Here is a 14,598-nt window from a genome sequence, read left to right on the forward strand (position 1 = left end):
ACATGTCAATTTTAAAGAATATAAAAATATGCAACTTTTTGCATAAGTTAAAAATTAAATTTATTCTATTAAAAAACAAATAATTAAAATAAAATATCTTAAAGAGATGCTCTAATTAACTGTCTGGTATATTCAGTTTTCGGTTTAGAAAATAGAAGTTCAGTTTCCTGATATTCAACAACTTTAGCATGACGTAATACCATTACTTTATGGCACAGTGATTTCACTATATTTAGATCATGACTAATAAAAATATAACTTAACTGCTCAGTTTGCTGTAATTGTCGCAACAACTTAATCATAGCTTTTTGCGTGGTCCGATCTAAAGCCGATGTAGGTTCATCCAAAACTAAAAGTTTCGGCTGAACCACCAAAGCTCTGGCTAAGGCTACACGTTGACGTTGGCCACCCGAAAGTTCATGAGGATAACGATGTTGAAAATCTTTAGCCAACTCAACTTTTATCAAGGCAGATTCAACTTGCTGGATTACCTCTTTTTCATTCACAGCTTTTAACTTTAACCCTTCAGCAATAATCTGTCCTACCGTCATACGTGGGTTTAAACTGCCAAATGGGTCTTGGAATACAAGTTGAAAATCTGATCTCATCAACCGTAGCACTTTTGGCTGTAACTGATTCAAATCTTGCCCTAAAAAAACAATTTGCCCTTTACTCTTAACAAGCTGAACCAAAGCAAGGGCTAAAGATGACTTACCCGCACCACTTTCACCAACTACCCCAAGTGATTCAGCTTGAGCAAGATCGAAACTCAAATCTTCTATTGCAGTGAAATATCCTTGAATGCGATTTAAAATTCCTTTTCTTATAGGAAATTGCACGCTGAGCTGTCGAACTGATAAAACATTCTGTTGAGTGGGTCTAGACTCTACACTTCCAAAATCATGATCTAACAACTGTGCTGTATAAGCTGTTTTAGGGTTTGCAAAGATTTGGTTCAGTTCACCTTGCTCTACTACACGCCCACTTTGCAATACAATCAGTTTCTCAGCATAGCGATGTACTAAATTTAGATCATGGCTAATTAAAATAAGTGCCATTCCATATTTTGCTTGTAAAGATTTTAATAGCTCTAAAATCTGTATCTGTAAGACCACATCTAACGCAGTAGTAGGTTCATCAGCAATCAAAATTTTAGGCTGAAGCGCCAATGTCATCGCAATCATGACACGTTGTTTTTGTCCACCAGAGAGCTCATGTGGATAGCGTTTTAAAATTTGTTCTGGTTCAACAATTCCGACATCTTTTAGCAGCTCAACTATTTGCTGTCGAACCTCGTGTTTTGAGAAACCCGATAATAGAAGGTTTTCCCCTATGATTTTTTCAACACGATGGAGCGGATTTAACGCAGTAGCAGGTTCTTGAAAAATCATAGCGATTTGACGACCACGTAAATATACTTGAGCTTTCTCATCTAACTCAAACATGTTTTGTAAGCCAATCCAGACCTGACCCGTTACTTCTAATTTTTCTTGCAGCAATCCCATTATTGCTAAGCAACTCATTGACTTACCTGAACCACTCTCGCCCACAATAGCGAGTGTTTCCCCTTCGCTTAAGTAAAAATTTAGGTCTTCCAATAAAATCTTTTGGTCTTTGGTTTGAACCGAAAGATGTTCTACCTTCAATAACGTTGAGGCGGTATTTAAATTATTTTCTTGGGTCAAACGCATCACGGGCCGCCTCCCCAATATAAATTAAAAGTGAAAGAACAATAGCCAGACTAAAAAAGCCCGAAATTGCTAGCCATGGTGCATCTAAATTATTTTTACCTTGCAACAATAACTCGCCTAAAGATGCTGCATCAGGTGGCAGCCCATACCCTAAAAAATCAAGAGCGGTTAAAGCGCTAATATTAGTCGTTAAAATAAAAGGTAATTGAGACAAACTCGAACTGATCGCATTTGGCAAAATATGCTTAAAAATGATAGCGCGATCGGTCACTCCCAAAACTTGGGCTGCACGAACATAATCCAACTGGCGAGCTTTCAAAAATTCGGCTCTGACAATACCCACCAAAACGGTCCAGCCAAAAAACAACATAATGAAAAATAGCCAATATACATTTGGAACAAACATACTGACTAAAATCATGACCATAAAAAGCATGGGTAAGCCATTCCAGACCTCAACCAAACGTTGTCCTAATAAATCTACCCAACCGCCATAATAACCTTGAATGGCACCTACGGTAATTCCAAATAAAGCGGAACAAAAGGTTAAGGCTAAACCGAAAAGCAACGATACTCTTAATCCATAAAGAATGCGGGCTAAAACATCCCTTCCCTGATCATCTGTTCCTAACCAATTTTGCTTGGAGGGTGATGACGGTACAGGAACAGCCAAGTCTAAATTGGGCGTTTGATATGAAAATTGAATGAGCGGCCAAACTGCCCATCCTTTAGCCTCAATAAGCGCTTGTACAGCAGGGTCTTTATAATCAGCTTCTGTTTCAAATACTCCGCCAAACGCAGTTTCAGGATAAGTTTTTAACACAGGCAAATAGTAAGAATCTTCATACTTCACTAACAGCGGCTTATCGTTAGCAATCAACTCCGCCGCTAATGACAAAACCAAAATCAGACTAAATAAAATGAAGCTGGCCCAGCCCAATTTATGCTGTCTAAAACGTTGTAATCGTGTACGCACAATCAGAGACATTATTTGCCTCCTTGTGCATCAAAGTGAATTCGGGGATCAATCCATTGGTACAACACATCACATATGAGACGTAAAATTAGACTAAATAAAGTAAAGAAAAATAAAACCCCAAAAATAACAGGATAGTCACGCTGGACAATTGCTTCAAAGCCCAGCAAACCCACCCCATCTAAATGAAAGATAATTTCTACAAACAGATTACCTACAAAGAAAATGCCCGCTAACACTTCTGGCAAGCCTGCGAGCACAACTAAAATGGCATTACGAAATACATGCTTATATAAGACCTGTTGGCTGTTCAAACCTTTTGCATAGGCTGCCAAAACGTAAGGTTTATTGAGTTCTTCTAAAAATGAGTATTTAGTTAAATAGGTTAAACTGGCAAAACCGCCTAATACCATCGTAATCAGTGGCAAAGTCATATGCCATAAATAATCGGTAACTTTGCCCCAAAGACTAAGTTGATGAAAGTTATCTGATACTAAATTTTGTAATGGAAACCATTGAAAATAAGAGCCGCCTGCAAAAAAAACAACCAACAAAATGGCAAATACAAAACTTGGTACGGCGTACCCCACCACAAGCACTAAAGAGGTGGACCGATCAAACCATGAGCCTTGCTGTCTTGCTTTCTTAATCCCAAGTGGAATAGAAATTAAATAAATCAGAAAAGTGCTCACTAGCCCAAGCGAAATCGAAACAGGTATTTTTTCCCACAACAATTGTACGACAGGTTTATCTTTAAAGAAACTTTGTCCAAAATCTAAATTTAAATAGCCTTTTAACATTAGAAAAAATCGTTCAGGGCCAGAACGATCAAAGCCGTACTGAGCCTTAATTTGCTCAACCATTTCAGGGCTTAAACCTTGAGCACCTTGATAATAAGTTTCTGCACTCAAAGCACGACCAATTCCCAAATCACTTTGTGCCTGATGTATTGCTTGCTCAACTGGCCCACCCGGTGCAATTTGCACAACCACAAAGTTAATCAATAAAATGACAAACAATGTGGGAATCATTAAAAGAAGTCGCTTGAGAATATATGAACCCATATAACAGGATTTCCTTTATGGCAGGTGCTTTTATTGTTGATGTAAATATTTGGCAACTGTTTTGGCTTTGTTTGCATCACTCCACCAATATTCTATCCCAGAAGAAAGTGCTGGTTTAACTTTAGGTTGTTGATACATATTCCAATAAGCATACCAGTTTTCACCTTTACCATAGGTCGGAATTTGATAATAACCAGCTCTAAGCAATCGATCGAGAATGCGAGTATAAATAACCTGTTGTTCACGACTTCTACTTGCAACAAGTTTTGAAATCACTTGATCAATTACGGGGTTGCGAATCCCTGCATAGTTGTAATTTCCATCCTGCGCTGCGGCGATACTTCCCCAGAACTGAGTTTGTTCATTGCCTGGGTTGAGAGATTGCGGCAGATTCATTGTGGTCATATCAAAATCATAACGACGAGTCCTTTCTAAATATTGCGGAGCATCGACCTGACGCAAATTAACTGCAATACCTAACTTTTTTAGGTTACGAATAAAAGGTAAAAGTGTTCGTTGTTTACCATCTTGCTGAATTAAAAACTCAAGCTGAACTTTTTTTCCTTCTGGTGTAAATAATTGCCCTTCTTTAACTTTATAACCAGCCTGTATGAGTAATTGCCGTGCAGTTAACAAGTTCTGACGGTTGAACCCACTTGCATCCGACACTGGATATTTCCAGTCGGCTAAAACACCTTGTTGCATGAGTGGAGATAACTTAGGCAATAACGGTTTTAACAAGTCTAATTCAGTTTTTGAAGGTCGATCTGTTGCTGCTAATTCACTATTTTCAAAATAACTTTGAAGACGTTGATATTGACCATAAAACAAAGCTTTATTTTGCCATTCAAAGTCATAAGCATAGGTTAAGGCTTGTCTAAAACGAATATCATTTAAAGGTTTTCGCCTAGTGTTAAACACATAGCTTTCAGTGGCAATCGGGATATGGTGACGAAATTTATATTGAGTAACCAGTCCAGCTTTTACGGCAGGAAAACGATAATCTGTTACCCATTTTTTAGGATTAGTTTCTTCATGCAAAGTGTATTGCCCAGATTTAAATCCTTCAAAAGCAATATCCCAATTTCGATAATAGACATATTTTAATCGGTCAAAATTATAACGCCCCTTGTTAATAGGCAAATCTTTTGCCCAATAATTTGGGTTTCTTTTATAACTAATGCTTCTACCTGCATCAACTCGTTCAACTACATATGGCCCCGAACCAACAATCGGCTGTAGGGTAATTCGGCTAAAATCTCTTTTTTGCCAATCCGCTTTTGAATAAATGGGTAAGGTTGCCAAAATGAATGGCATTTTAGGATTATGGTTAGACTTAAAACTAAACTTTACTTGATAAGCATTGATGACTTCTGTTTTTGCCAAATCAGCAAGGTACATCTGTAAACCTAAATTGGACTTCGTCTGATAGGCATCAAAACTAAATTTAACATCTGCCGCAGTGACTGGCTGTCCATTACTAAAACGCGCTTTAGGGTTTAAATAGAAAGTAACAGACTGCGTTTTTTCTGGGTCATAACTCACTTTCTCGGCTAAAAGCGGATATAAAACTCCGACCTCATCTAGCGACTGCGTCATTAAAGTATCAAAAAGATAATTAACGCCCTCTGTAGCATTCCCCTTACCATTCATACTATTGAGGTTATCAAAAGTTCCTTGAGCGGCCTGACTTAACAGACCACCTTTAGGAGCATTCGGGTTTGCATATGGCATAGCCATCATTCCTAAATATTTAGGTTTGGAATGAATCGCTATATATGAAGTGGTTTGCTGTGCAGAAAAAACTGCATGCGAAACGACACTGAGCCCGACTAGCAGGCTCAGTTGAAAAGATGATTTATGCATAAGTTGCTAATTATTTTATAAATTAGGCACTTTAATAACATCACCAATGCGAAGCTGAGTAGAAGGTGTCAAATTATTCAGCTCAGCCAAGAAATTGGTTTCTAAACCATATTTGCTAGCAAGACCAATTAATGTATCACCACGCTTCACTTTGTATTCCACAACAGTTTTTGGAATTACAATATTTTGGCCGCGCTGTAAATTAGCACTCGCTTTTAATGCATTCATTTCAGCAAGTTCACGCACTGAAATGCCAGCACGGCTCGCAATACTATTTAAAGACTCACCAGATTTCACAGTATATCTTTCAGTGTTTTTACCAGCTGCAACTGTTTTAGTTGAAGACTTGGTATCTACTTTAGCTGTTTCTACTGTAGGTACATCACCTGTTAGCTTTAAACGTTGCCCTACACGAACGCTACTGGTACGTGAAAGACCATTTAATGAAGCAAGGTAGTCCAACTGTAAGTGATAACGGTTAGCGATATTACCTAAGCTATCACCAGATTTGACTGTATATGTTTCTGGTGTTTCTTCTTTAGTATTTTTAGAAGGCTTAGTTGGTGCTTCTTCTTCAACTGTACCTGTGAGTTTTAAACGTTGACCAGCACGTAACCCAGCAGTACGAGACAAACCATTTAAGTCAGCCAAATAACCTGTTTGCAAGTTATATTTACTCGCAATCGCATTTAAGCTATCACCCGACTTTACAACGTATTGTTCTGGAACACTTAACCCTGCTGGTACTTTTATCGTTTGACCAAGCTGTACATGACTATTTGCTTTTAAGTTATTTAACTCGGCTAACTCAGCTAGGCTAATTTTTGATTTCGTTGCAATACTCGATAAAGTATCACCGCGCTGTACTTTATAGCCTTCTGTTTTATAAGAAATACTAGCAGCAGCCTTCTCAGATTTACTAGAAGTTTTAGTTTCAGCAACTTCATCTACAGAAATATCTTGTGTTGGCACATTAATTTTTTGGCCAACCATCAAGTTACTACCCGCAGATAAACCTGGTGTTAATTCAGCAAGTTCCTGATTCGAGAGCGCATAACGATCTGCAATCAATTTAAGGTATTCACCGCGCTTCACAGTATAACTTTTCGTTGCTATACGTTTTGCATTTGCCTGAACTGCTTTCGGTTCGACTTTAGCACTTGAACGACTATTCTTCGGCTCTTTTAACAGTAATTTTTGCCCAACAAACAGACCATCTGTTACTGATAAATCGTTATATTCAGCTAACTGTCTTACCGACAAATTAAACTGATTAGCAACACCGCTTAAACTGTCATTAGCTTCAACTACATATACATCTGGTTTAGCTGTACTTTTAGAAGTAGTTTGAGTTTCTTGTGGTTTAGCATCATAGAGGTAAAGTGTTGAACCTACATATAACGTCTTTTCAGGGTCAATCTGGTTCCACTTTGCAACATCGCGCCAGTTTACGCCATTTTTCATTGCAATAACGGCCAACGTATCACCTGGTAAAACAGTATAGGTACTACGCTTACCTTTAGGTTGTACAACCACTACATCAGTATCAGTCTTGATGTAAGGTTTGTCTTTATTACGCTGTCCGTCTTCAGAGTTAGCTACAGTCACGTCTTCAGCTAAAGTTTTTGGATAGGCAAAACCTCTACTGACCTCTTTACCTTGTTGCTCTGCAACTGACTGGCTCGTCTGAATTGCGGTTAACCTAATTTTGCCATCATACGGATCGACAATTTCGGTTCCTTTAGGCGCGATTGCTTTTAATTCAGCAACGACTTGATCTTTTTCAGCTTGTGTTGGTTGCGGCTCTAAAGCTTGTTGAACTGTTTCTTTCTCACCTTCAGCTCGTACTGCCGCTAAAATCTTCTCACGCTCTGCAGCTGAAATTGGTGGCTCCATCTTAACAGGCTTCGTAATGTTAGCTGCATTGGTCACAGCTACAGGAATACGCGGCGCACTTGGTACATCCGCTGATGCTGCAAAGGCAGCCAATGCATCAGAACCACGTGGTGTAGATTTTGAAATCGTTGAAGTATTCTTCACTGGTGAAGAAGGTTTAACTGGCTGAACTTGTGTTGTTGGTGTTGTTCTTGTTGTCACTGTAGTAGAAGGACTAACAGTTGTCGGTGTAGACGGTGAAGTTGCATTTGCCCACCAACCCGAGCTACCACCCGTTTTTTTGCCTTTTAATTTATTATCAATTGAAGGACTTAAATCTGCTGGAATCAAAATACGCATTGGGCTCGCAGGGTCTACTGCTTCACCACGATATCCCGGGTTCAATGCATAAAGTTCTGCACGGCTTAATCCTGCTGTAGAAGCAATTTCATTTAACGTTAAAGGTGCTGATAAAGTCACTTCACGGAAATGGGGTCTATTTGCAATAGGTGGTAGTTCTACACCATAAGCCTTTGGATTTTTAATAATTTGAGCAACTGCTAAGAAACGTGGAACATAGTTCATTGTTTCTTGAGGTAATTTTAATGACCAATAATCAGTTGGCAAACCAGCAGCTTGGTTGCGGTTAATCGCCTGCTGAATACGTCCAGGGCCAGCATTATAGGCAGCTAATGCAAGTTCCCAAGAACCAAATTGGTTATAGAGACTTCCTAAAAACTCATAAGCTGCGCGAGTCGATTCAACCACATCTCGGCGCCCATCATACATACCAGTTTGCTTTAAGCCATAAATACGACCAGTGCTTGGAATAAACTGCCATAGGCCCGCTGCTGCTGCACTACTTGTTGCAGCTGGGTCATAAGAACTTTCAATTACAGGTAATAATGCAAGTTCTGTCGGTAGTCCACGGCGTTCAGCTTCTTTTACAGTATGGTACAAATAACGACTGGCACGAGCACTCAAGCGATCAAGGTAAGGCTGACGAGAAATAAACCAGCTACGCTGAGCTTCAATACGTGAATCCCAATGATTCAAGTCCATTTTGAAACCCACAGACATACGCTTCCAGACATCACCATGCTTCAAAATAAGCAGACGATCGCCTTCTACAGCGCGCATATCGGTTGCTGAAAGTAAGTCTTCCAAAGAGTCAAGACTACTCGCATCTAAATAACCTGCACCACTGACCTGTTTCGATTTTGAGGTTTTTGCAGATTGCGGAGTCGATGAACAGCCTGTTGTAATACCCAACGCAGCTAAAGCAGAGCTAAGTACGGTAATTTTGAACAATGATGCCGCAGATGGCTGCCACACAAATGTGGTTGGTTTATACATAAAAACTTCCAAACAACTCGCGTAATATTTTTTTGGGGTCTGGCCACAAACCCTAGGTCTTCGATGCCATTGTAGTAAAGCGTGCAAGATAGACAAGGCAATAATTTGATGTCATTTGCATGGAAATGTTACAAGAAATTAAAAAAACCTTGCTTTGTAACGATGGAACCGAACTTTTTGCGTATACAATACACCATATTCAGTTCTTTTTCTTTTAGTTTAGGTTTCGATTTATGTCTCAAACAATCACACTGTATGTTGATGGTGCATGTCGTGGCAATCCGGGTTTAGGTGGTTGGGGCGCATATGTCATTACCGAGCAGGGTGAGCATAAATTATTTGGCGGTGAACCTGAGACAACCAATAACCGCATGGAGCTTACTGCTGCGATTGAAGGCGTTTCATTTTGCCCACCCGATGCTCACTTAATTATCTGGACAGATTCAAATTATGTGAAGCAAGGCATTACTGAATGGATTCATGGCTGGAAAAAGAAAAACTGGAAAGATGTAAAAAATCCTGACCTTTGGCAAAAATTAGATGCTGTATGTGCAGGTAGAAATATTGAGTGGAACTGGATTAAAGGCCATGCTGGACATGCAGGCAACGAAATGGCCGATGAGCTTGCAAATATCGGAGCCGATCAAACAGCACTTCAAAAAAAAACAGTTCTAGCGACTGCCCTGCAAGATATAAAAAAGCCTGAAGAGGATTGGTTGCTTGATGACCCTTTTGGGTTTGATATGGCAGAAGTAGCCGAAGAAGATAATATTGATCTTGAACAGCCCGAAGAAGTTAAGATGATTATTGTGGAAGAAGAAGTTATTGAAGTTGAAGCTGCTGAGCCAGAAAGTAAGCAACCCATTAATAATATTCATCCTCAAATTGTTGTGACTGAAGCCAAATTACAATTACAAGGGCCTCGACAACTGATTCTCGATACGGAAACCACTGGTTTTTATTTCCAAGATGGCGACCGAATTATTGAGGTAGGCGCTATTGAAATGATTAACCGGAAACTTACCGGTAGCTCAATTCATATTTATATTAACCCGCAAAAACCAGTGGGTGACTCAGAAAATATCCATGGTATCAGTGATAATTTCTTAAAAGATAAACCGCTCTATGCGGAAATTGCCGACACTCTCTTTGATTATCTAAAAGGCGCAGAGATTATTGCCCATAACGCAACCTTCGATATGAACTTCCTTGATATGGAGTTTAGACGCGCTGGTCTTCCCGCGCTTTCCGAAGTATGTGAGGTAACAGATACGTTAGCTTTAGCAAAAAGCAAACATCCGGGACAAAAAAACTCGCTTGATGCCCTTGTAAGACGTTATGAAATTCCGGCACGTGACCGTACCTTCCACGGTGCATTACTCGATGCTGAAATTCTTTCAGACGTTTACCTAGCAATGACAGGTGGACAGGTTTCTTTTGATATAGATGCCTTATCCCAAAGTGAAAATAGCCAGAACACAACAAATAAAACTAGGATTCAAATTGACCTACCAGTTATTTACCCTTCTGAAGAAGAGCTAAATACACATGAGACTTGGGTCAAAGAATTTGAGAAAAAACATGGAGAACCTTGCCTTTTTGCAAAATAAATTTTTGATTCTTTAGCGTTTTTAGCTTTTCCCCTTTGTAAGTTAAGTTATATTAGTCACATAGATTTTTAGCTCAAATTACCGAGCACTACGAATATAACAATTGATTTTTTTTCAAAGGGGAACGTTTATGTCTGAGCATACTTCGATTCATTTCGATCCAACAGCTTTACTCATCATCAAACATGAAATTGATCGCTCAATAAAACTGGTTGAAGGTGCAGTAAGCACTTTAATTGAAGAACAAACGCTCCCTTTTGGTATTGATGATGCATTAGAACAATTTAAGCAATGCACTCAGGTCCTACGTTTAATTGATATCCCCTATCTTGCAAAAATCACTCAATATTCAACTGAGCTGATGCAAAAAATTATTGCGAAACCAACCCAAATTAATACCGACGATGTCGTTGCGCTGAGTGAAGGCACGACCATGGTAAAGCGATATATTGAGTTTATCTGCTTGCGTGAATTACAAGTTCCTCAGTTTCTTCTTAATACCTTAAATAATTTAGAATTAGCTTTAAATAAACCACTGACCTCTTCTGGGCAAGCGATTGCTCCTTTACTTGCAAATGCTTCGTTTGAACTTCCATTCCCAGAAGTATTCATTAATGAAAAAACTCAGTTTATCCATCAACTCTATAAACTATCTCTGCATCAATTTTTAAATAAAACAGAATCTAATCATCATTATCAAGCTTTTAAACTGATCGGTACCTATTTGGTCAGCTTGGCAAAACACCAGCCAAGCCAACAATATTGGCAACTCGTAAATTATACTTTTGACCATATTGATAACTTGCTTTTAAATGATTCACGCCTACGTGTACTCATTAATATTGAAAGTTATATTGGTCAATTCTTAGCAACGCCGGAAACTTTCAAGCCTGATTTGGCTGCGCTTGCAGATATTTTAAGTATAGTTATCGCTCAGGAAGATGAAGTTGCTCACCATATTCGCAACCAACTTCATATAGGCGATGAAACACCGACAGATACGCAACTACTGGTTTTAAGCCGCCATCTTTTTGGTCCTGATTTCGACACCATGCACGCAGTCAGCCAATTAATTTTGAGCGAAATGAACAAAGTGCGTAACGATATTGAATATAACTATCAAAATATGTCGACTGAAAAAGCACAACAATTGCAAACGAGTCTTTTACAGCTCGCTTATACATTCAAACTACTTAACCTTGATGAAGCCTCAGTTGAGCTTTCTCAACAAGCGAGCAGTTTAAGTCAGCTCAATATATTAAGTAATGAAAACTATGCACAGCAGCTTATGGACAGCATTTTGTCTGCCATGAACTCAATTGGTATTTTGGTCCGCCAATATACGTCTAGTCGCTTACAACTTAATGTGAACAATACGAATATTTCTTTAGATCGCCTTGATGAGGCACATCAAGCCTTACTCACCGAGACAAAAAATCTAATTGATTTTATTTGTCAGAGCCTTACGTTATATGCAAATGATTCAACACAGAATATTGAAGCAATTGCAGGTTCACTAAAAGAGCTAGCAGGCGCGGCCGAATTCCTAGGAAGTACCATTCAACAAGATGCTTTACTTCAAACAGCTCAATTTGTTCAACAACAACTTGAACAAAACCAGCCTTTTAATACAGACCAAATTCACTGTATTTTTAACGTATTAGCGGGCCTTGACATGTTGGTTGACAATTTAAAAAATAAACAACCTGTTCTACAATCCATGTTTAATGTAGCATTGTCGAGTAGTCAACAACTTCAAGAAAAGGCAGCTTAATGTCTGAATTATCACTTGCTTATATTTTTCATCATCAACAATTACTGGTTGATCACAACCTTCAACTACCCAAAGTCGAAAAGTTAGCAAGTGATTTACTTTTCACTCATGATGAGCAAGTCATTGCACGTGACTTGCTTGCTGAGGAACCCATTCCCGAAGGCTTACAACTAGTTCCAATTCGCCAACTCATTACAAGTTGGTCAAAAGAACAGTTCTTGCAAGCAAGCCGCGCTGTACAGTTACTTGAATGGCGACGTAATCATAAGTTTTGTAGTCACTGCGGGCACCCAACAGAAGTTCATCCAACCGAATACGCAATGGTGTGTCCTTCTTGTCGCTATCATCAATACCCTCGCGTAAACCCATGCATTATTACGGTCATTACTCGAGGTGATGATGAAATCTTGCTAGCGAAGTCAGTCCACAATAAAACCAATATGTATGGTTTGATTGCAGGTTTTGTTGAGGTCGGTGAAACGCTTGAAGAAGCGGTACAACGCGAAGCTTTTGAAGAAGTAGGCCTAAGACTCAAAAATGTTCAATATATGTCAAGTCAACCTTGGCCTTTCCCTAGTAACCTGATGGTTGCGTTTAGAGCAGAATATGAGTCTGGTGAAATTAAGCTACAAGAAGAAGAAATTGCAGATGCACAATTCTTCAAAATTGATCAATTACCTGAAATTCCATTTAAAGGTAGTATTGCTCATTCAATGATTATGCAGATTACCCAAGCCGGGTAATCTGCCGTGTTTTAAACGAGAGTATCGTTTAAAACACTTCTTCAAGAAAATGCAAAATAGTTCTTTTAGTCCTGAAGTAATGACTAATAAAACTAGAGAGACTGGCCAAAATTGTAATATGCCCAGTTTTAGGAATCACGGCGATATGGCTGTGATTTCCCTTTTCTCTAAGCGCTAAATCCATATCTAAAGTATTGTGCTTTTTCACAATCTGATCATTTTCAGCCATCAAAAGGTAATGTTTAATATTATTTTGATTGACGAAATAATATGGCATGACTTCTTTATAAGAGATACCTTGATCAAAAGCATCTTTGGCCAGTGGGTCACCCTTATAGTCAAAATGATAAGGCCCAGCTAAACCGATTATTGCCTTAATTTTCCCTAGACACTCAATTTTAGTTGAATCAGGGTGATAAACAGCAGACATCACATTAAATGCGCCTGCTGAATGCCCCATAAGTACAATATTTTCTGTAGAGATTTCTAGCTTGTCTTGGTTTTGATGCAAATAATTCAATGCCTGAGTCAGGTCATCAACAAAACTTGGGAAAATATTTTTAGGTGCTAACTGATAGTTAATCACAGCAACGTCATAGCCTTCTTTGGCAAAGGTCTCACCAATAAAAAGATAATCTCGTTTATTACCATGTTGCCACGCCCCACCATGCACAAAAACAATGAGTGGCTGGTGAGATAGCTTTTTAACAGATCGATAAATATCCAAACGGTGGCGAGGCTTTAGCCCATAACGAACATTTGGAACCTGTTCAAAACCATCTTTTGGCGTAAAACGGTTTAAAGCAAAACTCCCCAAATCATACAGGCGGAACTCTTTATAGAGAGTTCGCGCCTGTTCAATTTTGCTTTGTAGTTGTTCAATCAGATTCATATATTACTGTGCAGTCGAAGCAGGATCTGTTTGGTCAGGATCAATTGCAACAGGTGTTTGAACTGTTGGCTGAGCAATGACGTTATTAATAATTGGTGTAGTCGTTGTGCTACCAGTACTCGCTGCTGGAGCAGGCGCCAAATCAACATTATCAATTAAAGTAACAATTTTGGTCACGTTACCAACGTTTTGTAAGACGCTATTTAAATCGTTAATTTCAGCTGTATTTAAACGGCCCATTACATAAAGTACGCCGTCTTCGGTATGGACGAGAACCTTACTATCAGAAACCACAGGTGCCTTCATTAAAAGAGCACGTGTATTTGCTGTTACACCCGCATCTTGCATGATGGTGTTATAGCTAACTTTGTTACCCACCGTAATATAGTTATGTACGGCTTTCACATCACTCATGGCTTTAAGATTGTCTTCTGCCAATTGTTTCAAGTACGGGTCTGGCACTTGGCCAGTTAATAAAACTGTACTGTGGAAGCTTTCAATATTAATACGTGACTGCTTGAAACGTTGATCAAGTTTATAAATGTTGATATTCGCTGTACGTTTAATTGAAGAGTCAATGAATACTTGGCCTAGACTGCGGACACCGCTATCTGTGCCCACTGGAGCTGTGCCTGTTCCACCAGAAATAAAACTTGCGCAACCTGATAAACTTGCGACACAAAGCATTGTTACAGCAATACGGTTTAACACTCCACCAGACTCCTATCAATTTCTTGGCTTGATCATAAAG

10 protein-coding genes are annotated in these 14,598 nt (G+C 39.0%); 3 read left to right on the top strand and 7 right to left on the bottom strand.

Annotated elements, in window-relative coordinates:
- Positions 1-98: 98 nt before the first annotated feature.
- Genes K6I41_RS13585 through K6I41_RS13605 form a run of 5 tightly spaced genes read right to left on the bottom strand, consistent with a single transcriptional unit; the run spans position 99 to position 8,828 of the window.
- On the bottom strand, positions 99-1,694 hold the full coding sequence (locus K6I41_RS13585; protein ID WP_250374571.1) for an ABC transporter ATP-binding protein: 1,596 nt from the start codon (positions 1,692-1,694) through the stop codon (positions 99-101).
- Entirely contained in the window at positions 1,669-2,679 is a 1,011-nt protein-coding gene (locus K6I41_RS13590; RefSeq protein WP_250374572.1) for an ABC transporter permease, read from the bottom strand. The genes K6I41_RS13585 and K6I41_RS13590 overlap by 26 nt, the downstream gene beginning before the upstream one ends.
- A complete protein-coding gene (locus K6I41_RS13595) occupies positions 2,679-3,731 on the bottom strand; it encodes a microcin C ABC transporter permease YejB (protein ID WP_250374573.1) in 1,053 nt (350 codons plus the stop codon). Before K6I41_RS13595 ends, K6I41_RS13590 begins: the two co-directional genes overlap by 1 nt.
- Positions 3,732-3,761: 30 nt before the next feature.
- The gene (locus K6I41_RS13600) at positions 3,762-5,597 is read right to left on the bottom strand and encodes an extracellular solute-binding protein (protein ID WP_250374574.1); all 1,836 of its coding nucleotides are present in this window, start codon (positions 5,595-5,597) and stop codon (positions 3,762-3,764) included.
- A gap of 15 nt (positions 5,598-5,612) precedes the next feature.
- The gene (locus K6I41_RS13605; RefSeq protein WP_250374575.1) at positions 5,613-8,828 is read right to left on the bottom strand and encodes a lytic transglycosylase; all 3,216 of its coding nucleotides are present in this window, start codon (positions 8,826-8,828) and stop codon (positions 5,613-5,615) included.
- 233 nt (positions 8,829-9,061) lie between these two features.
- On the opposite strand from K6I41_RS13605, the gene dnaQ reads away from it, so the two are divergent.
- The 3 genes from dnaQ (at position 9,062) to nudC (ending at position 12,955) form a co-directional block, all read left to right on the top strand.
- The gene (dnaQ, locus tag K6I41_RS13610; RefSeq protein WP_198306831.1) at positions 9,062-10,438 is read left to right on the top strand and encodes a DNA polymerase III subunit epsilon; all 1,377 of its coding nucleotides are present in this window, start codon (positions 9,062-9,064) and stop codon (positions 10,436-10,438) included.
- 130 nt (positions 10,439-10,568) lie between these two features.
- On the top strand, positions 10,569-12,212 hold the full coding sequence (locus K6I41_RS13615) for a chemotaxis protein (protein ID WP_250374576.1): 1,644 nt from the start codon (positions 10,569-10,571) through the stop codon (positions 12,210-12,212).
- Positions 12,212-12,955, top strand: coding sequence for an NAD(+) diphosphatase (nudC, locus tag K6I41_RS13620; protein WP_151821581.1), 744 nt, complete (start codon positions 12,212-12,214; stop codon positions 12,953-12,955). The genes K6I41_RS13615 and nudC overlap by 1 nt, the downstream gene beginning before the upstream one ends.
- A 28-nt stretch (positions 12,956-12,983) precedes the next feature.
- Here nudC and K6I41_RS13625 read toward each other — a convergent pair whose 3' ends face one another.
- A complete protein-coding gene (locus K6I41_RS13625; RefSeq protein WP_250374577.1) occupies positions 12,984-13,847 on the bottom strand; it encodes an alpha/beta hydrolase in 864 nt (287 codons plus the stop codon).
- A gap of 3 nt (positions 13,848-13,850) precedes the next feature.
- The gene (locus K6I41_RS13630) at positions 13,851-14,558 is read right to left on the bottom strand and encodes a BON domain-containing protein (protein WP_107881145.1); all 708 of its coding nucleotides are present in this window, start codon (positions 14,556-14,558) and stop codon (positions 13,851-13,853) included.
- Positions 14,559-14,598: the final 40 nt, after the last annotated feature.

The sequence above is a fragment of the Acinetobacter sp. AS23 genome, from assembly GCF_023612055.1.
GTDB classification, from domain to species: domain Bacteria; phylum Pseudomonadota; class Gammaproteobacteria; order Pseudomonadales; family Moraxellaceae; genus Acinetobacter; species Acinetobacter oleivorans.